The organism is Kribbella sp. NPDC051137, assembly GCF_040682535.1.
GTDB classification, from domain to species: Bacteria; Actinomycetota; Actinomycetes; order Propionibacteriales; family Kribbellaceae; genus Kribbella; species Kribbella karoonensis.
In genome coordinates this window covers 1-25,152 of the sequence record NZ_JBFBBI010000002.1, presented here as the reverse complement: position 1 = coordinate 25,152, position 25,152 = coordinate 1, and the positions used below count along the sequence as shown (strand labels likewise).

22 protein-coding genes and 1 rRNA gene are annotated in these 25,152 nt (G+C 69.7%); 3 read left to right on the top strand and 20 right to left on the bottom strand.

Translation table 11 applies throughout. From position 1 onward, the window contains the following. Window positions 1-115 precede the first annotated feature (115 nt). On the top strand, window positions 116-709 hold the full coding sequence (locus AB0M51_RS07580; protein WP_363748550.1) for a hypothetical protein: 594 nt from the start codon (window positions 116-118) through the stop codon (window positions 707-709). Here AB0M51_RS07580 and AB0M51_RS07575 read toward each other — a convergent pair. The 14 genes from AB0M51_RS07575 to AB0M51_RS07510 form a co-directional block, all read right to left on the bottom strand. Then, window positions 690-4,037 (bottom strand): GH92 family glycosyl hydrolase, encoded by a 3,348-nt coding sequence (locus AB0M51_RS07575; protein ID WP_363748548.1) that lies wholly within the window; start codon window positions 4,035-4,037, stop codon window positions 690-692. The two genes, AB0M51_RS07580 and AB0M51_RS07575, sit on opposite strands and share 20 nt — an antisense overlap. Window positions 4,038-4,131: 94 nt before the next feature. Beyond that, a complete protein-coding gene (locus AB0M51_RS07570) occupies window positions 4,132-4,779 on the bottom strand; it encodes an NUDIX hydrolase (RefSeq protein ID WP_344202082.1) in 648 nt (215 codons plus the stop codon). Beyond that, on the bottom strand, window positions 4,779-6,509 hold the full coding sequence (locus AB0M51_RS07565) for a CTP synthase (RefSeq protein ID WP_344202084.1): 1,731 nt from the start codon (window positions 6,507-6,509) through the stop codon (window positions 4,779-4,781). Before AB0M51_RS07565 ends, AB0M51_RS07570 begins: the two co-directional genes overlap by 1 nt. 21 nt (window positions 6,510-6,530) lie before the next feature. After that, on the bottom strand, window positions 6,531-7,556 hold the full coding sequence (locus AB0M51_RS07560; RefSeq protein WP_344202086.1) for a glycosyltransferase family 4 protein: 1,026 nt from the start codon (window positions 7,554-7,556) through the stop codon (window positions 6,531-6,533). Beyond that, entirely contained in the window at window positions 7,553-9,130 is a 1,578-nt protein-coding gene (locus AB0M51_RS07555) for a lipid II flippase MurJ (RefSeq protein ID WP_344202089.1), read from the bottom strand. Before AB0M51_RS07555 ends, AB0M51_RS07560 begins: the two co-directional genes overlap by 4 nt. Then, complete coding sequence (locus AB0M51_RS07550; RefSeq protein WP_344202092.1) at window positions 9,109-9,918, bottom strand: hypothetical protein; 810 nt, start codon at window positions 9,916-9,918, stop codon at window positions 9,109-9,111. The genes AB0M51_RS07555 and AB0M51_RS07550 overlap by 22 nt, the downstream gene beginning before the upstream one ends. A gap of 1 nt (window position 9,919) precedes the next feature. Beyond that, on the bottom strand, window positions 9,920-10,867 hold the full coding sequence (locus tag AB0M51_RS07545) for a copper transporter (RefSeq protein ID WP_344202094.1): 948 nt from the start codon (window positions 10,865-10,867) through the stop codon (window positions 9,920-9,922). Continuing rightward, window positions 10,864-12,045 (bottom strand): putative cytokinetic ring protein SteA, encoded by a 1,182-nt coding sequence (gene steA / locus AB0M51_RS07540; RefSeq protein WP_344202097.1) that lies wholly within the window; start codon window positions 12,043-12,045, stop codon window positions 10,864-10,866. Before steA ends, AB0M51_RS07545 begins: the two co-directional genes overlap by 4 nt. Window positions 12,046-12,153: 108 nt before the next feature. Beyond that, complete coding sequence (gene recN / locus AB0M51_RS07535) at window positions 12,154-13,884, bottom strand: DNA repair protein RecN (RefSeq protein WP_344202099.1); 1,731 nt, start codon at window positions 13,882-13,884, stop codon at window positions 12,154-12,156. Window positions 13,885-13,887: 3 nt separating this feature from the next. Beyond that, on the bottom strand, window positions 13,888-14,820 hold the full coding sequence (locus AB0M51_RS07530; RefSeq protein ID WP_344202101.1) for an NAD kinase: 933 nt from the start codon (window positions 14,818-14,820) through the stop codon (window positions 13,888-13,890). A gap of 12 nt (window positions 14,821-14,832) precedes the next feature. Beyond that, window positions 14,833-15,642: a TlyA family RNA methyltransferase gene (locus AB0M51_RS07525; protein ID WP_344202103.1), complete on the bottom strand. Its 810-nt coding sequence runs from the start codon at window positions 15,640-15,642 to the stop codon at window positions 14,833-14,835. Between the two features lie 13 nt (window positions 15,643-15,655). Continuing rightward, a complete protein-coding gene (locus AB0M51_RS07520; RefSeq protein ID WP_344202105.1) occupies window positions 15,656-16,111 on the bottom strand; it encodes a hypothetical protein in 456 nt (151 codons plus the stop codon). A 1-nt stretch (window position 16,112) separates the two neighbouring features. Next, the gene (locus tag AB0M51_RS07515; RefSeq protein ID WP_344202107.1) at window positions 16,113-16,661 is read right to left on the bottom strand and encodes a polyhydroxyalkanoate synthesis protein PhaF; all 549 of its coding nucleotides are present in this window, start codon (window positions 16,659-16,661) and stop codon (window positions 16,113-16,115) included. 159 nt (window positions 16,662-16,820) lie between these two features. Beyond that, the gene (locus AB0M51_RS07510) at window positions 16,821-17,927 is read right to left on the bottom strand and encodes an HAD-IIA family hydrolase (protein ID WP_344202110.1); all 1,107 of its coding nucleotides are present in this window, start codon (window positions 17,925-17,927) and stop codon (window positions 16,821-16,823) included. Window positions 17,928-17,951: 24 nt separating this feature from the next. On the opposite strand from AB0M51_RS07510, the gene AB0M51_RS07505 reads away from it, so the two are divergent. After that, window positions 17,952-19,097, top strand: a complete 1,146-nt coding sequence (locus AB0M51_RS07505) for a DUF1015 domain-containing protein (RefSeq protein WP_344202113.1) — start codon at window positions 17,952-17,954, stop codon at window positions 19,095-19,097. Between the two features lies 1 nt (window position 19,098). Here the strand turns inward: AB0M51_RS07505 and AB0M51_RS07500 are convergent, their stop codons facing one another. The 5 genes from AB0M51_RS07500 to AB0M51_RS07480 form a co-directional block, all read right to left on the bottom strand. Next, on the bottom strand, window positions 19,099-19,959 hold the full coding sequence (locus tag AB0M51_RS07500) for a CHAD domain-containing protein (RefSeq protein WP_344202115.1): 861 nt from the start codon (window positions 19,957-19,959) through the stop codon (window positions 19,099-19,101). Window positions 19,960-19,962: 3 nt separating this feature from the next. Continuing rightward, entirely contained in the window at window positions 19,963-20,670 is a 708-nt protein-coding gene (locus AB0M51_RS07495) for a hypothetical protein (RefSeq protein WP_344202118.1), read from the bottom strand. Then, a complete protein-coding gene (locus AB0M51_RS07490; RefSeq protein ID WP_344202120.1) occupies window positions 20,667-21,137 on the bottom strand; it encodes a hypothetical protein in 471 nt (156 codons plus the stop codon). The genes AB0M51_RS07495 and AB0M51_RS07490 overlap by 4 nt, the downstream gene beginning before the upstream one ends. An 849-nt stretch (window positions 21,138-21,986) precedes the next feature. Beyond that, complete coding sequence (gene bioB, locus AB0M51_RS07485) at window positions 21,987-23,039, bottom strand: biotin synthase BioB (protein WP_344202130.1); 1,053 nt, start codon at window positions 23,037-23,039, stop codon at window positions 21,987-21,989. A 105-nt stretch (window positions 23,040-23,144) separates the two neighbouring features. Next, complete coding sequence (locus tag AB0M51_RS07480) at window positions 23,145-23,729, bottom strand: helix-turn-helix domain-containing protein (protein WP_344202123.1); 585 nt, start codon at window positions 23,727-23,729, stop codon at window positions 23,145-23,147. Between the two features lie 88 nt (window positions 23,730-23,817). On the opposite strand from AB0M51_RS07480, the gene AB0M51_RS07475 reads away from it, so the two are divergent. Further along, window positions 23,818-24,783, top strand: a complete 966-nt coding sequence (locus tag AB0M51_RS07475) for an NADP-dependent oxidoreductase (protein WP_363748540.1) — start codon at window positions 23,818-23,820, stop codon at window positions 24,781-24,783. A 69-nt stretch (window positions 24,784-24,852) separates the two neighbouring features. On the opposite strand, the gene rrf is transcribed toward AB0M51_RS07475, so the two are convergent. Further along, a 5S ribosomal RNA gene (gene rrf, locus AB0M51_RS07470) occupies window positions 24,853-24,970 on the bottom strand. Window positions 24,971-25,152: the final 182 nt, after the last annotated feature.

Here is a 25,152-nt window from a genome sequence, read left to right as displayed (position 1 = left end):
AGCCACCTCACGGAAATCGATTCCCCGCAGCGTGACCGCTCTCCGGTCACCCAGTCAACCAGTGAAACGACGACCGAAACTTCCGCCCTCCGCGAGGCTGCGGCAGAGTGCGGCCATGACCTCCGACTACCACCGCCGGCTTCCGTACGGCGAACGCATGTCCGCGGCACCGTTCGCCGGCGACCCGATGTTCCCCTTCGAGGGCGACGTCGAGGTCGTGCCGCTGGCCGAGCCGGTGCTGCCTGAGCCGGCCCGCGGCGGAGAGGGCGGCGCGGACTGCTGGTCGTGTGCGGAGCCGGACCGCGACATGATCTGGCGGGACGAGCAGTGGAAGCTGAAAGCCCGCAAGCCGAGCGGCCTGCCGTTCGTGGCGATCCTCGAGCCGCGCGAGCACTACCGGCTGGACAACCTGCCGCCCGAACTCACCGCCACGCTCGGCCCGGCGATCCAGCGGGTGGCGAAGGCGATCCAGGACCTCGACCCGGTCGCCCGCACCCACTTCAACCGCTGGGGCGACGGCAGCGAACACTTCCACCTGTGGTTCCTCGCCCGCCCGCTCGGCATGATGCAACTCCGCGGCGCGATGATCGCGCTCTGGGACGACATGCTCCCCGCGATCCCCGCCGACGAGTTCACCGCCAACGTCAACCAGGTCGCCGCCGCCCTGGCGCAGGGCGGCGGCGAGGCGGTCAGCCGCTGGCGAGAGTGAACAGGCGCAGGTCGCGGTTCTTGGGCAGGGTGATGCTCACCGGGGTCTGCGTCAATGTCACCGGGGCGGTGGCGAAGATGTGGGTGGTCACGTTGTCCTTGCCGCCGCCGGACTCGTTGCGGTACGGCGTGGTGGCGACGATCAGGTTGCCGTAGTGCACGGTGTCGCCGCCGCCACCGAGGGTCCAGTCGCTGAACGACAGGTCGACCTGCGACGTCGTACCGTCCGCGTAGTTGAGTGTTGCGGTCGTCTGCTGGTTGCCGTTGACCGCGCTGCCGATGAACGACAGCTTCGTCGTACCGGCGGGCAGGTTCAGGTTGAGCAGCTGTCCGTCGGCGGGGACGTTGTCAGGGTCACCGGACGGTACGTCGGGCCACGTGAAGCTGAGGCCTTGCACGGTACTGGTACCGCCAGGAGTCAGCCCGGCCGCGGCCAGCGCCTGGCGGGAGTAGCTGACGCCACCGCCGTCGAAGTCGGCCTCGGTGTGGTCTCCGTTGTCGTCGGAGATGCCCGCGCCTTCTCTTAGTACGAAGAACGAGTTCGGCTGGCCCACGACCACAGTGAAACCGACCTGGGGCAAGGCGGTGCCGTCTGCGGCCTTCATTTGCACTGTCACCGGATAACGCCCGTCTGGCGTACCAGCCGGAGCAGTAATAGTGACGGCCGCACTCCCCTTCTGATCGACATGGAAGGTGCCAGTAGCAGGCGTTGCTGTCAGACCAGCCGGCGCGCTGACCGTGTAGGTGACGTCCTGTGCCGTTCCGCTCAGTCGATGCGCCTGGAGCGCAACGGGAGCGCTAGTGGTGCCAGGAGCAACGACAATGCGGCTCGTGTCGGTGGACGTCTGGAACGGGATCTCACCGGTCCGCCACGACGGCGGTGCCTGCCCAGTACCCCAGCTCTTGTTGGCCGTCGTACCAAGAGTGAAGTCCAGCGTCCCACCATGCTGCACGAACGACTCCGGCAGCCACGGCTGGTTCGTCGGCGTCCCGTTCACCTTCAAGGACTGCACGTACTGCGCGTCCGCGCCGGGAGCGTTGATCCGGATCGTCTTGCCGCCGTCGCGATGGATCACCGCCCGCTCGAACAGCGGAGCTGCCACCTGCAGCTCTGCCCGGCTGGGCACGTCCGGGTAGAGGCCGAGCGCGGTCCAGACGTACCAGGACGACATCGCGCCCAGGTCGTCGTTCCCCGGGATCCCGCCGGTGCCGGTGTTCCAGAGCTGGTTCATTGCCTGCCGCAACGTCTCCTGCGTCTGGTACGGACGACCCGTGTAGTTGTAGATCCACGGGGTGTTGATCGACGGCTCGTTGTCCATCTCCGCGTGCAGTTCACCCGCACCGGTCAGCGCCCACGTGCCGTCGGGGTTCTTGAAGAACGCGTCCAGCCGCTGGTTCGCCGCGTCCGTACCGCCCATCGCCTCGATCAGCCCGGCCCGGTTGTGCGGCACCATCCACGTGTACTGCGCACTGCTGCCCTCGGCGAACCCGTCGTACGTCGACGGCGTGAACGCGGGCCAGGCGCCGTTGTCGTCCCGGTTCTGCACGTAACCGCCGTTGTCCGGGTTGAACACGTTCTGCCAGTACTGCGACCTGGTCAGGAACTTCTGGTACGTCGACGCGTCACCAGTACGCCGCGCCAGCTGGGCGAGCGCGAAGTCGTCCGTCACGTCCTCGAGCGTCTCGACCGCGCCACCCCACGCGTTCGACTTCGTGGGGATGTAGTGCAGCGCGAGGTACTTGTCGAGCGACGGACGCTGACCGATCGACATCACCGGCTTACCGGCCGAGCTGAGGTCCTTGGCCGTCGGCACGGTCGCGGCCCGCACCAGCGAGCGCAGCGCGCCGCGGGCGTCGAAGTTGGTGCCGCCGAACGCGTAGATGCCCGCAACCGCCGGCGCGGACGGGTCGCCGGTCATGACCGCGGTACTGCCCGAGGCGTGCGTCCAACGGTCCCAGACGCCGTCGTTCTGGGAGGCCTGGTTGTACAGCGACTGTGCGATGTCAGCGGCCCGGCGTGGTTCGAGCAACGTCAGCAGTTGTAGCTGCGAGCGGTACACGTCCCAGCCGGAGAAGGTGGCGTACTGCGCCTGCTGTCCGCGGGACAGCGCGTGCGGTTTCTGGTCAAAGCCCCAGTACTGGCCGTTGACGTCACTGAACACGTTGGGGTGCAGCAGGGCGTGGTACAGCGCCGTGTAGAACGTGGTGCGCTGGTCCGTCGTACCGCCTGCCACCTCGATGCGGCCCAGTTGCGCGCGCCACGCTTCCTTGGCTTTCACCGCGGTCACGTTGACCGACGTACCGCGTGGGTTCTCGGCACGCAGGTTCTGTAACGCGTTCGCAGCGCTGACGTAGGAGATGCCGATCCGCATCGTCACCTTGTCGCTCGCGAACCCGACGTACCCGCCGGAGCCCTTGTCGGCCGGCATCCAGCCGTCCTTGCCGTACGTCGTACCCCCGTGGGCGCTCGTGCTGCCCGGTGTCACGGTGGTGTCGGTCCAGGTGCCCTGGTTCGCGAACGGCTGGTCGAACTCGGCGACGAAGTGCAGCGTGTAGTAGCTGCGCTGCCCGACGCTCGCGAGGTACCCGCAGAAGTTTCCGCTGGTCACCGAGCCGCTGACGGTCCGGTGCGCGGGATCGATGCTGAGCTGCGCGTCGCTGGACCCGACCTCGGAGTTCGACGTACGGAACATCACCGTCTTGGCCTTGTCGGCCGGGAACGTGAAGGCCGCGGAACCGGTCCGGGTGGTCGCGGCCAGCTCCGCGGTCACGCCGGAGTCGAGGCCGACCTTGTAGTAGCCCGGTTTCGCGACCTCGTTCGCGTGGCTGAAGGTGCTCGCGTAGACCGCGTCCTTGGCGTCACTCTGCGGCGAGGACGTCACCTCGCCGGCCAGCGGGTAGATCGGGATGTCCCCCGACCCACCCGCACAACCGGTCCCGCTCATGTGGGTCAGGCTGAACCCGCGGATCTTCGTCGCCGCGTACGAGTACCCGCCCGGCGCCGCCGTCCGATAGGCGTTCCCCCGGCTCGTCTCCGGACTGAACGAGAACATCCCGAACGGCAGCACCGCCCCCGGAAAGGTGTCCCCTGCGTTCGAGGTGCCGACCAGCGGATCCACCTGCTCGGCCGGATCCGCCGAACTGGCGGTGATCCGACTCTTCCCCACCGCCTCCGGCCCCAGCATCCGCGCGGCCAGCGGATCAGGCGGCGGCGCGGTCGTCGGACGAGAGTCCGTCGGCGGGGGCGACGGCACAGCGTGCGCGGTGGGAGCGACAGCCACCACCAACGCACCGGCCAGGAGGACACGGGGCAGCACAGAACGACGCATGGGCGGACCAACCTTCGCGGATGGGTGACATCGTTGTCAGCAACAAATACCCGCACCGACCGCAACCGGTCAAGACTTGCGCGTAGTTCCGGAACTAGTCCTTCGCCGGCCAGGGAGCGTCGGCGGGACGGAGGGTGTCGAAGCCGGGGCCGTTGAGGGCGGTCCAGGTGGCGAGGGCGCCCATGATGAGGATCGGATTCTGGAGCTGGCCGGCCAGGACGGCGCCGACCACGTCGATGAGCGGGGCCCAGACGGTTTCCATGTCGGCTTCTTCGGCTTCGCGTTCGAAGGTCTCGTCGGCCGGTGAGAGGTCGCGGGCCAGGAAGATCCGGACCGCCTCGTTGGTCAGGCCGGGTGAGGTGAAGGCGTCCACCAGGATCCGCCAGTCGGCGGCCTTGGTGGCGGTTTCCTCCCATAGTTCGCGTTCGGCGCCGAGGCGGTACTGCTCGCCTTGGACGTCAAGCAGCCCGGCCGGTGCCTCCAGCAGCTTGTGGCCGACCGGGTGGCGGTACTGGCGGACCAGCAGCATCCGGTTGTTCTCGTCCAGCGCCACCACGCCGACAGCCCCGGGATGTACGACGACGTCGCGGACGAACGGCGTACCGCCCGGAGGCTCGATGGTGTCCCGGCGTACCGAGATCACCCGGCCGGTCTTGTGCACCACCTCGGAGGCGGAGACCGGCCAGCGCTCCGGCCGGTCGGCGAGGCCGGCGCCGAACCGGAGCTCGGGATAGTCCTTCATCAGGCCTTGACCGCCTCTGCCTTGTCAGCTGGCTTGGCGGACTTCTTCGCGGCGGCCGGCTTCGGGTCCTCGACCGGGAGCCGAGACTCGCGCTGCCGGTCGAGCGCGGCCGCGACCAGGCCGGAGAACAGCGGGTGCGGCTTGGTCGGCCGGGAGCGCAGCTCCGGGTGCGCCTGGGTGGCCACGAAGTACGGGTGGACCGACCGGTCCAGCTCGATGAACTCGACCAGCTCGTGGTCCGGCGACAGCCCGCTGAACACCAGGCCGGCGGCCTCCAGCTTGTCGCGGTACGCGTTGTTCACCTCGTACCGGTGCCGGTGGCGCTCCTGGATCGACGGGGCGTCGTACAGGCCACGGACGATCGAGCCCTCGGCCAGGTTCGCCGGGTAGAGCCCGAGCCGCATCGTGCCGCCCATGTCGCCGGTGCCGGAGACGATGTGCTTCTGCTCCTCCATGGTCGCGATCACCGGCTGCTCGGCGTCGGCGTCGAACTCGCTGGAGTTCGCCTGGTCGAGCCCGGCCAGGTCGCGGGCCACCTCGATCACCATGCACTGCAGGCCGAGGCACAGGCCCAGGATCGGGACGCCCTGCTCGCGGGCGTACCGGATCGCGCCGATCTTGCCCTCGATCCCGCGGACGCCGAACCCGCCCGGGATGCAGATCGCGTCCACGTCGCCGAGCAGCCGGGCCGCCGCCTCCGGGGTGGCGCACTCGTCGGAGGCGATCCAGCGCAGGTTCACCCGGGCGTCGTTGTCGAACCCGCCCGCGCGCAGTGCCTCGGCGACCGACAGGTACGCGTCCGGCAGGTCGATGTACTTGCCGACCAGCGCGACGGTGACCTCGTCCTTCGGGTGGTGCACGACCCGGAGCAGTTCGTCCCAGCGGGTCCAGTCGACGTCCCGGAACTGCAGGTTCAGCCGGCGTACGACGTACGCGTCCAGGCCCTCGGCGTGCACCACCTTCGGGATGTCGTAGATCGACGGCGCGTCCACGGCGGCCACCACGGCCTCGACGTCGACGTCGCACATCAGCGAGATCTTCCGCTTCACGCTGTCCGGGATCGGCCGGTCGGCCCGGCAGACGATCGCGTCCGGCTGGATACCGATCGAGCGCAGCGCGGCCACCGAGTGCTGGGTCGGCTTGGTTTTCAGCTCACCGCTCGGCGCCATGTACGGCACCAGCGAGATGTGCAGGAAGAACACGTTGTCGCGGCCGACGTCGTGCCGGACCTGGCGGGCCGCCTCCAGGAACGGCAGCGACTCGATGTCGCCGACCGTGCCGCCGATCTCGTGCAGGACGACGTCCACGTCCGGGCCCGCCATCGCGAGCATCCGTTCCTTGATCTCGTTGGTGATGTGCGGGATCACCTGGACGGTGTCGCCGAGATACTCGCCGCGGCGCTCCTTGGCGATCACGCTGGAGTAGATCTGGCCGGTCGTCACGTTGGCGACGGCCGACAGGTCACGGTCCAGGAAGCGCTCGTAGTGGCCGATGTCGAGGTCGGTCTCGGCGCCGTCGTTGGTGACGAACACCTCGCCGTGCTGGAACGGATTCATCGTGCCGGGATCCACGTTCAGATACGGATCCAGCTTCTGCATGGTGACCCGGATACCCCGCGCCGTCAGCAGACTGCCGAGGCTGGATGCCGTCAGTCCCTTGCCGAGACTGGATGCCACGCCACCGGTGACGAATACGTGCTTGGTCTGCTGGGAATTCGAAGCCCTGTCCACGGGCCTCCAGCCTACCTCTTGTCAAGCACCGGTCGCGACGAGACCCGCGTAGATGTCGAGGAGATTCTTTGCCACGGCGTCCTCGTCCATCCATCGGGCGGCCAACTCCCGGCCTCGTGTCCGCATAGCGTTCGCCGTCTCGGGCTCCGCCAGGACCGCCCGTACGCCGTCCGCCAGCCCGTCCGCGTCGCCCGGAAACGCCAGTACCGCGCTGTCGTCGACGAGTTCGGGCACGCCGCCGACAGCCGTCGCGACGACCGGTACGCCGACCTGCATCGCCTCCTGGAGCACCAGCGCGCGGGCCTCCCAGTGGGACGTGAGCAGAAACACGTCCGCGGCCCCCAGAAGGTCCGCGACGTCGTTGCGATGCCCGAGCAGCCGCACGGGCAACTGCTCCGCGTCGATCCGCGCCTGCAGGTTGTCCCGCAGCGGTCCGTCCCCGACGACTACGAACACCGCGTTCGGCGTGGACTCGTGCACCCTAGCCGCGACCGACAGGAGCGTCGGGTAGTCCTTCTGCGGCGCCAACCGGCCAACGGTGAGTACGACGGGTTGATCGCGGAGGCCTAGCTCACGACGGACCGCCGCACGCGACGTACGCACCGTGGGCATCGCAGGAGCCGCTACAGGCGCCAGCTGAGCGTTGCGAGCGCCTAGGCTCTTGGCCAGCTCCACGAGGTCGCTGGAGGCGCCCAGCGTCAGGTCAGCGCCCTTGGCGACCAGTCGCTGCCCCATACGCATCACCAGCCCCTTGGGCCCTGGTGCGATCACGGCGTTGTGCCACGTGACGACAAGGGGCCGCAGCCGGGACCTGTCCCGCAGCGCGGTCATGCCGGCGCGGTACCCGTGCGCGTGGATGACGTCACAGCCACGCAACCCGGCCGCCTGGGTCACGACGGTCGCGGGAGCGAAGTCGAAATGCTCCGCCGTGCCGGGCGGGGCGCACACCACAACCTCGTGCCCGGCACTCACGAACCGCGGCACCAGCGAGGCAACGTGCTGCCCGATCCCGCCCCGCGATTCCGCGAGCAGCAGCCCGATCCTCATGGTTTCTCCCGTCGTACGAGGGCGCGAGCGTCCGCGCGGTCCAATGCAAGCACGACCAAGGCGTACACGACGACAACTACCAGCCCGGACAGGAGCGAGAAGAGGACCGCCTTACCGACTCCACCGTGCCCAGCGGGCAGGGCAACCAACCAGCCTGCAGCACCGGCCAGCGCGGCGCCTGCGAGCCCTGTGAGGTGCGCACGCGGGACACCGGTCAGTACACCCGGGCCAGCCTCGCGGCGGAGCACCAGCAGCAGTACGAACGCTCCGACGACCATCCCGATCGACATGGCGGCCGCCAGCGCCGGTACGGCGTCCCAGTGACCTGTAAGCACCACACCGGCTACCGCCACGAGCACCCAGGCGGCTGAGGTCACGACAGCGACTTCACGGCCCGAGTGCCGCGCGTAGAGCACACGGCCGAGGTGCATGAGTACGGCGAACCCGATAGCGGCAGGAGCGAACGCCAGCAGACCGTTGGCCAGTGAGGTCGCCTTGTCGGCCTGCACCGCGCCGTCGTCGTACGCGAAGATCCTGGCGACCGGTACCGCCGTACCGACCAGCAGGGCAGCGCCTGCGCCGCCTGCCAGCATCACGGCCCGGGTGGACGTGGCGGCGTACCGGTCGAACCCCTCCCCTGCCTCGAACGTGGCTGCCAGGCGCGGGAAGACGGCCGTGGTGATCGGCACGGCCAGAACGGCGTACGGCAGGAGGTAGATCGCGTTGGCCCACGTGTAGACGGCAATGCTGCCCGCTACCCCGCGATGGTTGGCCAGGTACGTCGTGACGACGAACGTGAGCTGCTGGGCGATCAGTACGGCGAGCCCGGCGAGCGCAAGCCGCCGCAGTACCGGACCGACGCCAGGGTCGAGCCTGAGCGTCGGCTTGATCGGCAGGCGCAGAACGAGCATCGGGACCAGGACCGTGAGCGCAAGAGCGAGCACACCGGCCGTGGTGCCCCACGCCAGTACGTCGTTGGCGCCCTGCGAGGCGTGATCCGCGTCCGGAGCCACGGCCGCGAACACGAAGTACGTCGCGACCACGACCAGGCTGGAGATCAGCGGGGCCAGCGCACCAGCCGCGAAACGCTTGTGGGACTGGAGAACGGCGGTCGCGATCACGGCGACGGCGTACCCGAAGATCTGCGGTACGAAGATCGCCAGCATCCGGGTCGCGGTCGCCGTCGAGCTACCGCACTCGGCGCCCGGGTCGAGCATCGCGTCGGTGTACCGGCCGGCGAGCAGCCACGCCAGTACGGCGACCGGCGCGAGCAGCACGAACGACCAGGACAGCAGCGCCCCGATGATGCGGCCCTGCGCGGCCCTGTCGTCCCGGGCGACCGGACCGGCCAGCACCGGGATGACCGCGCCCGCCAACGCCCCGCCGGCCACGACTTCGAACAGGATGTTGGGCAGCTGGTTGGCCGTCGTGTACGCCTCCGCCAAGCACCCCGCGCCGACGGTCTTCGAGAACACCAGCCACCGGCCGAAGCCGACAACCCGCGCCAGAACGGTGACCGCCGCGACGACGAGGGCGGCGCGGGCGACCCGACTCACCTGGGTCGTCGGCCCCACTGGTCGATCTTGTCGAGGGCAGGGGTGTCGGCGATGACCTTGGTGAAGCTGACCTTCTCGCTGGCCAGGTTCAGGCCGACGACCAGCGCCAGCGCCAGCGTCTTCAGCGGGCGCGGCAGCGCGGCGGCGAGCGCCGTACCGGTGATCGCGCCGAGGCCGTTCGCACCGCAGTCACCGAGCATCGCGCGTTCGCCGAGGTCGGCCGGGGCGGAGGCGGCGGCCGCGCCGACGACCGCACCCGCAGGACCGTTCACCACGGCCAGCGGTGCGTTCAGCGCGGTCACGGCCTTCAGCGCGCGGCCCGGACGGAGGTCCAGGAGGTTGGTGAGGTTCGCCGTACCGGCGATCAAGGCGCCGTCGGCAACGACCCCGGCGACGGCCTTCACACCGCGCGACTTGCGCGGCAGCAGCGCGGCGGCGGCGATCCCGGCCGCGCCGACACCGAGGATCTTCACCGCGCCGCTGGTCACCTCGCCGCGCCGCAACGCGCTCAGGTGACCGCGGAATCCCTTGGCCTGGGTGGTCCCGCGCAGATCGTCGTACGCACCGACCGCGCCCGACACCGCGCCCGCGACCACCGCGGCCGCCTTGACCTTGTTGCTGCCCCGGGAGGCGAGCACACCGGCCAGGGCGCCGAGCACCGCGCCCGGACCCTCGAGCAGCGTCACCGCTTCACCGCGGTGGTTCGTGCGCTCGAAGGGCTCCCGGTTCTCCTTCGGCAGCTTCTCCGCCGCACGCTCGAGCCCGGAAGTAGCGGCCGCCGCCACGGCAGCGCTCAGAATTCCCACGTCAGTTGTCCTTCGTCTGTACGGCTGCCGGCGCCACGCCGTCCTTGGCGTTGATCGCGCCGTACTGCCCCGCCTTCCCGGTGAGCTGCTCGGCGAGTGCGAACACCACCGTCATCTGGCCGGCGGGGAGATCGGCCACGTCCACCGAGGAAACGATCTTGGTGGCGTCGGAGTCACTCCGCAAGGCCTTGATCAGTCCGCCGTCGCTCGCGGAGTCCGGCGTACCGGCCACGACGACGCCGCCGCTGCCCTGGTCGAGGCCCTTGATGAAGTCCACGGCGTCGGTGTACGACGAGTTGTCCGGCGCCGGTGTCGGCGGCTTCGCGGCGATCACCACGATCAGGCTCGACCGGTCCTTCACCGTCGACGGCTTCAGCGACAGCAGCTTCGCGCCCGTCAGCCCGCTGACCACCTTGGTCGCGTCGGCGTCCACGGGCTTGCCCTCTTCCTTGCCTGCGACCCCGCGCGCGAGCAGCAGACCGGCCCGCTGGAACGTCGTACTGTCCTTCGGGAAGTCCATGTCCGCGGTGACCAGCTGCTGGACCAGTGTCTCGACCAGCTGGCGCTGCCCGCTGTCGAACATCTTCGCGTCCAGCGACACCTTGGTGGAGACCGTGCCGCCGGCCTTCTCCAGCTCGGCCTGGACGCCGTCGCTCAGGTCGCTGTCCGCGTTCGGCATCGAGACGATGGTGATCTTCTTGTTCGCCAGCTTGCCGTCGGTCAGCCCGGCGGTCACCTTCGCGACGTAGTCGTCGCGGTACTTGTCGAGCGCCTTCACCTGGACGAGCTCCGCCCGGGCGTCGGCGAGTTGCTGGCGGTCCTTGTCGGCCTGCGCCTGGACGAGCTCGCTGCCGGTGCCCTTCAACGGGCCGGCCCCGAGCACCACACCGGCGCCCAGGGCGAAGAAGATCGCCACGATCGAGACGATGTGGTAGCGAAAGTCGATCACGTGAACAGCTCCCGGATCCAGTAGACGAGGTCGTTCCAGCGCGCCCGCAGGATCGACCAGAGCACATCGTCGGCGCCGATGGCGACCAGCGCCATGCCGACCGCGAACAGGCCGGCCACGATCAGCGCGGCCACCTGGAACGTCGAGACCCGGCTCCGGTACAGCCGGCCGACGCCCTTCGCGTCCACCAGCTTGGCACCGACCCGCAGCCGGGTGATGAAGGTGCTCGCCATCCCGGAGCGTCCCTTGTCGAGGAACTCCACCAGCGAGTTGTGGGTGCCGACCGCGACGATCAGCGAGGCGCCCTTGGAATCGGCCAGCAGCATCGCGACGTCCTCGCTGGTGCCCGTGGCCGGGAACTCGATCGAGTCCACGCCGAGCCGCTCGAGCCGCTCGGAGCCGGGCGCGCGGCCGTCGCGGTACGCGTGCACGATCACCTCGGCGCCGCACTTCAGCGTCTCGTCCTTGACCGAGTCCATGTCGCCGACGATCAGGTCCGGGACGTACCCGTTCTCCACCAGCGCGTCAGCGCCGCCGTCCACCCCGATCAGCACGGGCCGGTACTCGCGGATGTACGGCTTCAGCGCGACCAGGTCATCGCGGTAGTCGTACCCGCGAACAACGATCAGGACGTGCTTGCCCTCCATCGGCGTGTGGATCGCCGGTACGCCGACGCCGTCCAGCAGCAGGTCCTTCTCGCGCCGCAGGTACTCCAGCGTGTTCGCGGTGAACGCCTCGAGCTGGGTGGAGAGTCCGGACCGGGCCTCGTCCATCAGCTCGGCGACCGACTGGCCGTCCTGGGCGACACCCTTCGCGACCGCCTCGTGCCCGCGGTACAGGGTGCCCTCGTCGAGCCGGACCCGCTCGCCCTCGTGCAGCACCGAGAACACCTCGCGACCGACCCCGTCGACCAGCGGGATGCCCGCGTCGACGAGGATCTCCGGCCCGAGGTTCGGGTACCGGCCGCTGATCGAGTCGGCCACGTTCACCACCCCGGCGACCTTGCAGTCGACCAGCGCCTCGGCGCTCACCCGGTCCAGGTCGACGTGATCGATGACCGCGATCTCACCCGGCTTGAGCCGTTTGGTGAGATTCTTGGTACGCCGATCCAGCCGGACCACACCGGTGACGCCGGGCAGTTCAGTGGTACGTGCTCTCCGCAGGCTGGGCAGTTTCATCGCGCTCTCATCCTGCCATGTCAAGAGCCCCTTACCTGCGTATTTACCCGGCCAGGCCCTCGTTCACGCACCGAATTAACGGTGACTGTGTGTGTCAGGGGGTAGAAATCATCCTTTGGAACGACCCTTCCGGCGCGGTTTACGGCGCTTCGCCGCGAGTGCGAGCAGCTCCTCGGCGTGCGTCTGCGCGGCCTCGGAGTTCTCCAGACCGGCCATCATCCGGGACAGTTCCTTCAGCCGGGCGTCGTCGTCCAGAGCGACCAGGCCGCTGGTGGTGACCGACCCGTCGTCACTCTTCAGCACGACCGCATGACGATCCGCGAACGCGGCCACCTGCGGCAGGTGGGTGACCACGATCACCTGGGCCTTCTCGGCCAGCCGGGCGAGCCGTTTCCCGACCTCGACCGCGGCGCGGCCGCCGATCCCGGCGTCGATCTCGTCGAACACCAGCGTCGGCACCGGGTGCGTGTCGGACAGGATCACCTCGAGCGCGAGCATCACGCGGGACAGCTCACCGCCGGACGCCGCCTTCTGCAGCGGGCGCGCCGGACTGCCCGGGTTCGCCGCGAAGCAGAACTCGACCTCGTCGATCCCGAACGGGCCGGCGGTCGTCTCGTGCACCTCGACCGACAGCTTCGCGTGCGGCATCGCCAGCCCGGTCAGCTCCTCCGAGACCGCGACGCCGAGCCGCTCGGCCGCCTCGATCCGGGCCGCGCGCATCTGCTGCCCGAGCTCGGCGAGCGTCGCGTCCAGCTCGGCCAGCTCGGCGTTCAACTGCTCCACGCGCTCGTCGCTGCCGTCGAGCTCGGCGAGCCGCGTCGCGGACCGCTTCGCCCACTCCAGCACCTCGTCGACGATGCCCTCGTCGGCGCCGTACTTGCGGACCAACGCGGTCAGCAGCGCCCGCCGCTCACTGACCACGGACAGCCGCGCCGGATCGGTGTCGACATCGGCGGCGTACGACGACAGCTCCTGGGCCAGGTCGGCCGCCAGGTAGCCCAGCTCGCCCGCCCGGTCGGCCAGCTCGGCGAGCTTCGGGTCGTGCTCGCGCTCGCCGTCCAGCACCTGTTTCGTCAACGCCAGCAGGCCGAGTACGTCGTTCGGCCGCGTCGAGTCCAGGTCCTCGGAGGCGATCGCGTCCGCGGCGGTAGTGGCCGCCGACCGCAGACCGTCCGCGTACGCGAGCCGCTGCTCCTCGGCCGCCAACTCGAGATCCTCGCCCGGCAACGGCTCCGCCTTCGCGATCTCGTCCAGCCCGAAGCGCAACAGGTCCGCCTCGGCCAGCCGGTCGCGCTCGCGGGTGATCAGCTCGGTCAGCTCGGCCTCGACCTCGCGATGCCGCCGGTACGCCGCGGAGTACTCCTGCAGCGGGACCAGGATCGCCTTGCCCGCGAAGGTGTCGAGCGTCTCGCGCTGCCTGGCCGGCTGCAGCAACCGCCATTGGTCCGCCTGCCCGTGGATCGCGACGAGGTCACCGGACACCTCGCCGAGCACCGACACCGGCACGGACGCGCCGCCGAGGAACGCCCGCGAACGACCCTCCGACGAAAGCTCCCGCGCGATCAGCAACTCGTCGTCGTCCAGTTCGCCGCCACGGTCCTCGGCCTGCTGCACGATCGCCCGCGGTACGCCGCTCGCGCGGCCCTCGACCCGGGCGCGCCGGGTCCCGTGCCGCACCAGCCCGCTGTCGGCGCGACCGCCGAGCAGCATGTTCACCCCGGTCACGACCATCGTCTTGCCGGCCCCGGTCTCACCCGTGACGGCGGTGAACCCCGGGTCGAGGTCGAGCGTCGCGTCCTCGATCACGCCCAACCCGGTGATGCGGATCTCCGAAAGCATGGGTCATCCGTTTCCGTTGCTGCCGTTGCGTTTGCGCTCGGCGGCGCCCCGCCAGCCGAGCACCGGGAGGTCGAACTTCGCCACCAGCCGGTCGGTGAACGGCGCCTCGTGGGCGCGCGCCAGCCGGACCGGCGTCGAACCCCGGCGGACCTGGATCTCGGCGCCGGGCGGCACCTCGACCATCCGCCGGCCGTCGCACCACAGCACACCGCGCCCGTTCCAGGTCGGGACCAGCTCGATCGACAGCCGCGACGTCGGCGCCACCACGATCGGACGCGAGAACAACGCGTGCGCGCTCAGCGGCACCAGCAGGATCGCCTCGACCTCGGGCCAGACGATCGGCCCGCCGGCCGAGAACGCGTACGCCGTACTGCCGGTCGGGGTCGCGACCACAACACCGTCGCAGCCCCAGCGGGACAGCGGCCGGTCGTCCACCTCGACCAGCACCTCGAGCATCTTCTCCCGGGCGGCCTTCTCCACACTGGCCTCGTTCAGCGCCCAGGTCTCGAAGATCAGGTCGTCGTCCAGCCGGACGTCGACGGCCAGCGTCATCCGCTCCTCGACCGTGTACGTCCGGTCCACCACCACCTGGACGATCCGCTCCAGGTCGTCCACCTCGGCCTCGGCGAGGAACCCGACGTGGCCCAGGTTCACCCCGAGCACCGGCGTACCGTGCGGGCGGGCCAGCTCGGCGCCGCGCAGGATCGAGCCGTCGCCGCCGAGCACCATGATCAGCTCGACGTCGTTCGCCGCCTTCTCCGGATCGTCGACGATCTCCACCGGGTCGAGCTTGAGCTCCTCGGCCTCACCGCCGAGCAGCCGGACCTGCATCCCGGCGTCGGTCAGCAACCGGTGTGCGTCCCGGGCGACCTCGACCGCCTGCTCGCGACCGGTGTGCGTGACCAGCAGCACGCGCCGCGGCTCGTGCTCAGTCAACCCCTGCCTCCTTCACTGCGGCCCGAGTTCGATGGCCGTTCGGAGCATCGTCTCATCGAGAGGCGGCGCTTCCCGCCGTATCCACAGGAAGTATTCGACATTTCCTGACGGACCAGGCAACGGACTGGCGGCGACGCCTTCGATTCCCCACCCGAGCTGCTCGGCCTTCGCGGCGACCGACCGGACCGCGTCCGCCCGCAGTTCGGGCTCTCGCACCACGCCGCCCTTGCCGAGCCGCTCCTTGCCGACCTCGAACTGCGGCTTCACCATCAGCACCAGATCGCCGGCCGGCTTCACCACGCCGATCAGCGCGGGCAGCACGAGCGTCAGGCTGATGAAGCTCAGATCGCTGACCACCAGGTCGACCGGATCGCCGCCGATGTCCTCGAGCGTCAGTGTCCGGACATTGGTCCGGTCCATCACGGTCACCCGGTCGTCGGTCTGCAGCGCCCACACCAGCTGCCCGTACCCGACGTCGACCGCGATCACGTGCGCGGCCTCGTTGCGCAGCAGTACGTCGGTGAATCCGCCGGTCGACGCCCCGGCGTCGAGCGTCCGTCGGCCCTTCACCCGGACGCCCGGGAACGCCTCGAGGGCGCCGATCAGCTTGTGCGCGCCGCGGCTCGCGTACCCCGGGTCCTCGTGCTCGGACGTGTCGACGACGATCGGCGCGTCCGCACCGACGCCGGTCGCGGGCTTGCCGGCCACGGTGCCGGACACCTTCACCTTGCCGGCCGCGATCAGCTCACTCGCGTGCTCGCGGGAACGCGCGAGTCCCCGCCGTACCAGCTCCGCATCGAGCCGCGACCGCTTGACTCCCATGCCCTTGGGCCGCTCAGCCCCGGTCGCTTTGCTCGGCGTCGGCCTCGACCAAGGCGGTCTGCAGCCGCTCGTGCAGGTCGGCGTACACCTCACCGTGCTCACTCACCGGCTTGTCCCGCAACGAGTCCAGCCGCCCCATCGTCTCCTCCACCAACGGATGCCCACCTTCCCCGGCACCATCCGCAGTGTCGTCATACGCCGACACCTCGGCGGAGGGGTCGTCGTACGCCGGGTCCTCGGCGGAGCCGGCTTCGAAGGCGTGTTCGTGCTCCTCGCCGGGTGCCCGCGCGAACTCCGGGCCGAACTCGACCGCCGCCGGATCGACGTGCTCGTGCGAACTCTCCTGCGAACCGGGTTCGGTGTCGTAGTCCGGCTGTTCCTGCGTCTCCCCCGACCGGTACGGGTCGAATCCGGGCTCGACGTCCGGGTCCACGTCCGGTGGGAACTGCTCGCCGGGATGCTCGGTCATCTCAGGCCTTCTTCGCCGTCTTCGCCGGCGCCTTCTTGGCCGCCTTCTTCGCAGCAGCCTTCTTCGCCGGCGCAGCCTTCTTCGCAGCCGCCTTCTTGGCGGGCGCAGCCTTCTTCGCAGGTGCGGCCTTCTTCGCGGGTGCCGCCGTCTTCACCGGAGCCGGCACGCCTTCGACCACCGTCGCCTCGACGACGTCCTCCACGATCGGCGCCCGCTCGGCGGACCGCTCCGCCGCAGCAGCATGCGCCTCGGCGAGCTCGGTCTCCAGCGCCTTCACCCGCCGGGTGAGCGCCGCGACCTCCTCGGACCGGACGAACCCGAGCCGCGCGACCGCGCCCTCGACCTCGTTCGCCACGATCGCCTGCAGCAGCTGACGGTTGCTCTTGCTGGTGGCAACGATCTCGTCGGCCAGGTCACTCACCCTGGTCGTCAGCGAATCTGCCCCGGTCTGCTGCAAAAGCGCCTTCGCAGCCGCCTGGGCCTTCTGCTTCGTGACCTCGGTCAACCCGTTCGCCAGTTGTACGTACCCGCGCAGCGCGTCCATCACCATGACTGCCTCCTAGCGTCGTCCCCAGCAACGGTATCGCCTCCCCACCCGAACACCACCCACCCCCGGCCCAACGCGCGAACCCTCCAACTCGGCAGGCAACCCCTGAGCCAGAGGGTTGCCCCCTGAGAATTTCAGTGGGCAACGCTCCGGCTCAGGGGGCTAGTTGGCCAGGCCGATCCGGTGGAGGGCGGCGTCCAGGGCGATGGAATCGGGTGTCGGCGCGGGTTTCGGGCGCGGGCGGCGGCCCCGGGCGGTCGCCTTCGCGGGCTTGGCCGGCTCGGCGGGCGCGTCGACCGCGGCCCAGACCGCGGACAGGATCGCGCGGAGGCCGTCGTACGGCTCCCCCTCGCCCTTCACCGTGACGGCGTTGTTCACCACCTCGGCGGTCCAGCCCGCACAGGTGTGCCGGCCGCCCTCGACCTTCACCCCGGGCTGCTTCTCCGCGAGCGCGCCGAGCCCGGCGGCGACGTACGTCGGCCGCTGGTTCTTCGGCGCCCGCGCCAGGTCGTACGCGTCGTGCACCCCGGTCGCCACCCACAGACTCGCGATGCCGACGTTGTGGGCGCCTTCGATGTCGGAGTCCAGCCGGTCCCCGATCATCAACGGGCGCTTGGCTTCCAGCCGTTCGATGCTGGTCTCGAGCAGCGGCGGCTCGGGCTTCCCGGCGACCACCGGGTCGACCTCGACGGCGGCCCGGACCGCCTGCACCAGCGTGCCGTTCCCGGGCGCCTTGCCGGCCGCGGTCGGGATCGTCTCGTCCATGTTGGTCGCGAACCACTTCGCGCCCTCGTTGATCGCGTGCGCGCCGTCGGCGAGCATCACCCAGTTGACGTCCGGGTCGAAGCCCTGCACGACCGCGACCGGGCGTCCGTCGCTGCTGCGCACCGGGGTCAGCCCGTACTCCTCGAGCGCGACGAACAGCCCCTCGCCGCCGACCACGAGCACCGGCGAGCCCTTCGGGAACTCGTTCGCGACCAGCTTCGCCGCGGCCTGCGCGGACGTCACCACGTCGTCGGCGATCACGTCCAGCCCGAACGACGCGAGGTGCTCGGCAACGGTCGCGGCCGGCCGGCTGGCGTTGTTCGTGATGAACCCGATCCGCATGCCTTCCTTGGCGGCCTTGCGCAGGTTCTCGGGCGCGTCCGGCACCGGGTCCGGGCCGACGTACACGACGCCGTCGAGGTCGAGCAGCGCCACGTCGTACCGGCTCGCCAGCGGTTCGTCACACGCCGACAGCGGTTCCGGGGCGGTTCGTTCCTTGGTCATGACTCACCCCGTACGATTCCGCGCATGCCGGATGCGGTGCTGAGACTCGATCCCTTGCGGGCCTGGCGGTTCGTGGCGGGCAAGGTGAGCGCGCTGGGCGCGGTCACGTCGCCGCCGTACGACGTACTCGAACCCGCCATCGTCCGGCGGCTGACTGACTCTGATCTGCACAACATGGTGAGGCTCATCCTTCCACGCGATCCGGACCTCGGACCTGCCCGGTACGACGAACCGGCGCACCGGCTGTCCGGGTGGCAGCGGGACGGTGTCGTGGTGCAGGACGAGCAGCCCGCACTGTACGTGTACGAGCAGCGGCTGGGGGACGCCGTACTGTGCGGACTCGTCGGCTCGCTGCGGCTGGATCCCACGCGTCACGTCGTACTGCCGCACGAGGACGTGATGCCGCACTGGGTCGACGACCGCCTGCGGCTGATGGAGGCGACCGACGCGGACCTGGAGCCCATTCTGCTCGCCTACTCCGACGGGGGCGTCGCCAGCGATGCTGTGGACGCCGCACGCGCCGGAGAGCCGTGGCTGGAGGCTGAGACCGACAACGGCGCCGAACACCGCATCTGGCGCATCGCCGACCCTGCTGTGCTGGCTGACATCTCGGACGAGTTGGCGAAGCACGAGGCGCTCATTGCTGACGGCCACCACCGCTATGCGGCGTACCTGGAGCGCCAACTGCGCGAGCCGTACCGGGAGAGCACACAGGTCGGCCTGGCGATGCTGGTGGACTACGTACGACACCCGTTGACGCTGGACCCGATCCACCGCGTCATTGCGGGTCTGGATCTCGCTACCGTGCAGCAACGGACGCCGTCCGGCTGGCAGATGCAGCCTGGTCGCGTAGAAGGCGACCCGAACCGCATCTCGGTGACAGACGGCTCCAGTTGGCTGACTCTGCACGCGTCATCGGACGCGCCTACTGTCGCCCTGCTCCACCAGGTGCTCTTGCCGGCGTGGGGAGTCGCCGAAGACACGCTCAGCTTCCACCACAGCCTTGCGGACGCCCTAGCTCTCGCTGACGCGCAGCAGGTCGCCGTGGAGCTCACGGTCCCTAACATGGATCAGGTACTGCGTTCTGCCGCGCAAGGCGTCGTACTGCCGCAGAAGGCGACGTCGTTCGGCCCGAAACCTCGTGTGGGGCTGCTGTTCCGAACTCTGTGAGTCAGGGCCGGTGATACAAGCTGAGGAACTGCTCGCGCAGTGGCTTCCGCGCGGCTCTGTGGCGCTCTGTGAGCCGTCCTAGCGTGAACGAGAGCTCTGGGTCGTCCTGAGCGGCCGCGTCCACTGCCATGGCCGTCAGAGCGTCTGCAGCGGCACAGTGGTCCTGGTGCCGGCCCAGCAACTCCTGGTACGTCGCTGCGTGCGTGGCGGTGGCCTTCGCTTCGTCACCGAGTACTGCGGCGCTGGTGTCGGCGGCGTACCGCACACGCTTGGCCAGCAGCCGTACCTCGTGCCAGTCGTCGTCAGGGGTCCAGGGCTCGAGTTTGTCGGCTTCCTGGGTGAACTTGGCGGTGGCTGAGCGCAGCAGTTGCGGGAGGACCTCGCCGCAGGGGATGTCTGCTGTGGGCTTCAGATCGGGTGCTGCGGCGACAGCCTCGAGGGTTGCGAGCAGGTCTTTCGTCGACTCGCCCAGGACCGCCTCGGCAGAACGGGCCGCGGCGCGGTCCAGTCCGAGGGTGAGTGTGGTGAGGATCGTGTCGACGTGCTCCGCGTTGTCCTCGCTGGTGGTGTTCTCACGGACGAGGGCCGCGATCACCTCGAGGTCGCGGGCCTCGCCGCACGCTTGTGCCAGCGCGGCGAGGTCTGCCCGGAGCCCGGTCGCCCAGTCCCCCGCCAGCAGTTTGCGGAACAGCTTCAGGTCGCTCCGCAGCCGCCGGCAGGACACCCGCACCTGATGGATGGCGTCGTCCTCGCCGTTCGCCACCATCAGGACCGACTTCTGCAGCCGCCGCGCTCCCTTGGCGAGCGCGGCCGCCACCAACTCACCGACAGGGTTCTCGGCCGCCAGGCCCACAACCCCCACGGCCTACTCCGCGTCCGGTTCGTCGCTGTCGCCGGGCTTGTCGTCCTCGAAGTACTCGTCACCCAGCACTGCGTCGTCCTCGTCGAGGTCGGTGAACTCCAGCCCCTCGAGCTCCGCCGCCCGCTCGGCCGCGCCGGTCACACCGTCACCGTCGACGCCCGCCGCCCGGTGGAACCACACGAGCGCGTCGTCGGTCCGCCCGATCTCCGCCAGCGCGTCGGCGTACGCGTAGCGCAGTCGCGGCAGCCAGTCCGCGCGCGTCCGCTTCGTCAGCTCCGGCACCTCGAGCGTCTGGATCGCCGCCGCTGTCTGGCCCATGTCCCGGCGCGCACCGGCGGCCACGATCAGTAGCTCGATCTGCGTCGGCTCCGACAGTTCGCGGACGTGCTTGTCCTTCGTCAGCGCCAGCGCCTTGTCCGGCCGCCCGAGTGCGCGCTCGCAGTCGGCCATCATCGCGAGCACCTCGTGGTTCCCGGTCATCCGCCGTACGGCCCGGAACTCGGTCAACGCCTCGTCGTAGTGCTCGGCGAGGTACGCCGTGATCGCGACCGCCTCCCGCACACCGCCGAGCCGGGCCGCGAGTCGCCGCGCCGTCCGGGCGTGCTGGTACGCGAGCTCCGCGTCGTCGTCGAGGAACCGCCCCGACGCCACCAGGTGCTGCGCGACCAGGTCGGCCAAGGTCCGCGGCAACGAGCGCAGCTCGGCCTTCACCCCACGGTCGAGCTCGGCTCCCGTGATTCCCTCCGGAATCTTCGGATCGTCCCGCCGGGGCCCGACCTTCTCCTCCCGCTCCTCGCGCCGCGGCCCCCCACGCCGCTCGTCCCGTCCCCCACGCTCGTCCCGACCGCCACGCTCATCACGCCGCCCGCGCGCCGCACCTGCCCCAGCCCCACGCCCCCGCGACTCCCCACGCTCATCACGCCGGAACCCACCACGAGAGTCCCCACGGTCATCACGCCGATACCCACCAGCGCCCTGACCACCACGCGAATCCCCACCGCGCTCATCACGCCGGAACCCACGATCATCCCCGCGCTCGTCACGCCGGAACCCACCACGACTGTCCCCACGGTCATCACGCCGATACCCACCAGCACCCTGACCACCACGCGAATCCCCACCACGCTCATCACGCCGGAACCCACGATCATCCCCGCGCTCGTCACGCCGGTATCCATCACGGTCGTCGCGTCGCGAGCCGGCTACCCCACGGCCCGCGCCGGGCCCACGCCCGCCGCGCTCGTCCCGTCGATACCCGCCGGACCGATCGTCGCGGCCCTCGCCCGACATCTGCCCGCCGAACGGATCGCGCCGCCCCTTGTCATCCCCCCGGGACCCCACAAACCCCCGCCGGTTCTCGAACGAGCTTTCCTCGCGATCGCTGTACCCGGACCGCCCGCCGGCGATCCCGCCACGCCGCGGCGCCCCGCCGGAACTGCCGCCGGAACTGCCGCCGGCACCACCCGTCCGAGGCCCCGAACCCGACCGGGCCCCACCGGACCCCGCGCGCGAACCACCGCCAGCAGACCGTCCCCCGCCCGATCCAGACCACCCAGTCCCAGAACCGCCACGCCCAGCACCAGTCCCGGACGGCCCACTCCCCGAAGCGCCACGTCCAGCGCCGGCCGGACCCCGGCCGCCACCAGCACCACCGGCACCGCCACGCCCAGAACCCGAGCCGCCGCGCCCGTCCCCGGCGCCACCGCGACCGCCGCCGGACCCACCGGTCCCAGGCCGGCCACCCGACCGCCCGGCCCCACCGGAACCCGCCCGGTTCCCGGAGTCAGAACGTCCACCACCGGTACGGCCCGAACGGCCGGCGCCCCCGGAGGAACCGCGTCGGTCCCCAGAACCGGGGCGGGGATTGCGAGGTGGCGTCGCCACGATGACTCCTAACAATGCTGAAGATCAGTAATCGGACAAACGTTACCGTCCAACCCACCATTCCACCGCATCGCTCACTCTCCACACCGCTCCTCCGCCAACCCACCGCGCACAACGCGCGAGAGCCCGCAGACCGCAGGGTGTCAGGAGCTGCCGCGCCGAGTGCTGCCGGCGCCGCGGTGCCTGAGGGCGACCAGGTCGTGCCGCTGCTCCGGCAGCGTCGGATGTTCCAGGCCCTCGACGGTGAAGCCGGCGTCCGCGATCAACTGGAGGTCGTCCGCGCCGGGCTGGCCCTCGCTGGTGAGGTAGTCGCCCAGGAAGATCGAGTTCGCCACGTACAGCGCCATCGCCTGCAGCCCCCGCAGATGGATCTCCCGCCCGCCGGCCAGCCGCACCTCGACATCCGGAAAGCAGAACCGGAACAGCGCGAGAATCCGCAGACACCTCTCAGGCGTGAGTTCCCAGCGCCCGCCCAACGGCGTTCCCTCGAACGGGATCAGGAAGTTCACCGGCACCGAGTCCGGGTCGAGCTCACGCAGCGCGAACGCCAGATCGACGATCTCCTCGTCCGATTCCCCCATGCCGAAAATCGCTCCCGAACACGGCGACAACCCGCCTCTCGTCGCCCGCTGCAGCGTCTCGACCCGATCCCGGTACGTGTGCGTCGTACATATCTCGCCGTACCGCTGCTCGCTGGTGTTCAGGTTGTGGCTGTACGCGTACGCGCCGGCGTCCCGCAACCGCTCGGCCTGCCCGTCCTGAAGCAACCCGAGGCACACACAGACCTCCACCCGCGGGTGCTCGTCCTTGATCGTGCCGATCATGCCTTCAACGCGGCGGATGTCGCGGTCACCGGGCCCACGCCCACTGGCAACCAGGCAGACCCGCTTCACGCCGGCCGCAACCGCCTGTCCGGCGAGCTGCGCGGCTTCGTCCGGCTCGATCCACGAGTACTTCAGGATGTCCGCGGTCGAGCCGAGCCGCTGTGAACAGTACGAGCAGTCCTCTGGGCACAGCCCACTCTTCAGATTGATGATCGTGTTCAGCTTGACCCGCCGCCCGAAGAACTCACGCCGTACCCGAAACGCGGCCGCGATCACGTCGACAAGCTCGTCCTCCCCGGCGAGTACCCGAAGCGCCGCCGTACGCGACGGCAATTCGCGGTTGAGAGCTGTCTGTACGAGTTCCTCTAGCATCGTCACCGTCCGATCGTCACCTGACCGGACCGCTCCGACAATTGGCAGAAGCCGACAACACACAGGCGCCGAACTTTCGCGTACGCCGCTTGCCGCGTACGCCGCCTACAGCCGCGTGCCGGGGGAAGACGTGAGCCCGTCCATCAAGAGGTTCAACAGCCGAGCTGCCAGCGCTTCATGCTCGGGTGAACCTGCGACGGTGAAGATGCCGATCAGCGCGGCCGCGATGTCTTCGGCGGGTACGTCGGCGCGGAGTTGCCCGCTCGTCCGACCCGCTTCGAGGATCTCGTTGATGGCCGCGAGCAACTGGCCCCGGGTGTGGGCATGGGCGATCTCGCCCGACTCGACCATGGCGAGCAGCGTGCCGAGCATCCCGTTCTTGGTGGCGATCCAGTCCCCGAACAGGTCCATCCAGCGGCGCAGCGCCGCCGGCGGGTCCAGCTCGGCAAGCAGCTCACGAGCACCGGCGGTGAGCCGCAGGACCTGGTCCTGGTAGACCGCGTCGACCAGCGACTCGCGCGTGGGGAAGTGCCGGTACAGCGTGGCGATGCCGACTCCGGCTTCGTTCGCGATCGCGCGCATCGACGGCTCGGCGTCGGCCGAGGCGAACAGCCGGGTCGCCACGTCGAGGAGCTGTTCGCGGTTGCGGGTCGCGTCCGCCCGCGGGCGACGGGTCTGCGCGGCAGCCAAAACGGATCACGCTCCACTTGTGCTAGATTCGATATTGAAACGGAGCATACTCCGTTTACTTCGGACGACCAGCTGCTAGGGGAGACAAGTGAGCGTGAAGGAACCGAGCCTCGACACGACAGCGACCACGAGCCGGGCGGTCCAATTCGAGTCGTTCGGCGGGCCGGAGGCGTTGAGGATCCGTGACGTACAGGCGCCGCAGGCCGGTCCGGGACAGATCCGGGTACGGGTGACCGCGGCCGGCCTGAATCCGATGGACTGGTACATGACGTCGGACGCGGAGACCGCCGGGCGATTCGGCCTGAGCCTGCCGTGCGGGTTCGGCACCGACTACGCCGGGGTCGTGGACCAGGTCGGTGAAGGGGTGAGTGAGTTCGTGGTCGGTGACCGGGTGTACGGCGGTGCCATGTCACGCGCGGTGGCCGACCACGTCCTCGTGGATGTCGCGGGCACGATCGCGGTGGGCGGCGAGGCGCACCGTACGCCTGACGGCGTGGACGACCACACTGCCGCCACCCTTACGATCGCAGGCCGCACGGCGGCCGCAGCTCTCGCCGTAGTCAACCCGCGGCCGGGTGAAACGGTGCTCATCGGGGGTGCGGGAGGAGGGGTCGGGGTCTTCGCCGTCCAACTCGCGCGCATTGCGGGCGCACGAGTAATCGGGACCGGATCAGCAACCTCGGCCGATGCCCTGCGGGCTCTGGGGGCCGAGCCTGTCGCGTACGGCGATGGAGTGGTCGACCGGGTCCGCGCACTGGCTCCAGCCGGCATCGACGCAGTCATGGACCTGCACGGGACGGACACGGCGCAGGCCGCACGCGATCTCGGCGTACCCGACCAGCGCATCACCACGATTGCCGCCCAGGTCGACGGGATCACGCCGGCGAACGGCGCCAACGCCGCTCCGGCCGCCCTCGAGGAGATCGCCGACCTGGTTGCGGCCGGCCGGCTCCGGGTGCCGATCGCCGCAAGCTTCCCGGTCGAACAGATCCGCGCCGCGGTCGAACTCCAGGCGGCACGGCACGTACATGGCAAGGTCGTCATCGACCTCTAGCAACAGAACAATTGTCTGGGGAAATGTTAAGGGCCACCCCCGGTGGGGGTGGCCCTTAACAGTGTGAATGTCCGGCGGCGTCCTACTCTCCCACGACCTCCCGGTCGCAGTACCATCGGCGCTGAAGGGCTTAACTTCCAGGTTCGGAATGGAGACTGGGTGTTTCCCCGACGCTATGGCCACCGAAACTCTATGAGAACACTATCAACCAACACGAGCCACACGGGCTGGGGTTGACCGTATCCTGGGAACCGTACAGTGAACGCGAACATTGATTGAAGCGCAGCTTGCCCAAAGTTTGGGTGAGTGACAAGCCCTCGGCCTATTAGTACCAGTCAGCTCCACACCTTACGGCGCTTCCACCTCTGG

What these genes read in the sequence shown, in the direction of transcription:
- AB0M51_RS07525 (WP_344202103.1), bottom strand. Translation starts at nt 15,642, where the DNA reads ATGGGAGTCAAGCGGTCGCGGCTCGATGCGGAGCTGGTACGGCGGGGA.
- AB0M51_RS07560 (WP_344202086.1), bottom strand. Translation starts at nt 7,556, where the DNA reads ATGAGGATCGGGCTGCTGCTCGCGGAATCGCGGGGCGGGATCGGGCAG.
- recN (WP_344202099.1), bottom strand. Translation starts at nt 13,884, where the DNA reads ATGCTTTCGGAGATCCGCATCACCGGGTTGGGCGTGATCGAGGACGCG.
- AB0M51_RS07490 (WP_344202120.1), bottom strand. Translation starts at nt 21,137, where the DNA reads ATGGATACCGGCGTGACGAGCGCGGGGATGATCGTGGGTTCCGGCGTG.
- AB0M51_RS07575 (WP_363748548.1), bottom strand. Translation starts at nt 4,037, where the DNA reads ATGCGTCGTTCTGTGCTGCCCCGTGTCCTCCTGGCCGGTGCGTTGGTG.
- AB0M51_RS07510 (WP_344202110.1), bottom strand. Translation starts at nt 17,927, where the DNA reads ATGACCAAGGAACGAACCGCCCCGGAACCGCTGTCGGCGTGTGACGAA.
- bioB (WP_344202130.1), bottom strand. Translation starts at nt 23,039, where the DNA reads ATGCTAGAGGAACTCGTACAGACAGCTCTCAACCGCGAATTGCCGTCG.
- steA (WP_344202097.1), bottom strand. Translation starts at nt 12,045, where the DNA reads ATGAAACTGCCCAGCCTGCGGAGAGCACGTACCACTGAACTGCCCGGC.
- AB0M51_RS07580 (WP_363748550.1), top strand. Translation starts at nt 116, where the DNA reads ATGACCTCCGACTACCACCGCCGGCTTCCGTACGGCGAACGCATGTCC.
- AB0M51_RS07570 (WP_344202082.1), bottom strand. Translation starts at nt 4,779, where the DNA reads ATGAAGGACTATCCCGAGCTCCGGTTCGGCGCCGGCCTCGCCGACCGG.
- AB0M51_RS07520 (WP_344202105.1), bottom strand. Translation starts at nt 16,111, where the DNA reads ATGACCGAGCATCCCGGCGAGCAGTTCCCACCGGACGTGGACCCGGAC.
- AB0M51_RS07515 (WP_344202107.1), bottom strand. Translation starts at nt 16,661, where the DNA reads ATGGTGATGGACGCGCTGCGCGGGTACGTACAACTGGCGAACGGGTTG.
- AB0M51_RS07505 (WP_344202113.1), top strand. Translation starts at nt 17,952, where the DNA reads ATGCCGGATGCGGTGCTGAGACTCGATCCCTTGCGGGCCTGGCGGTTC.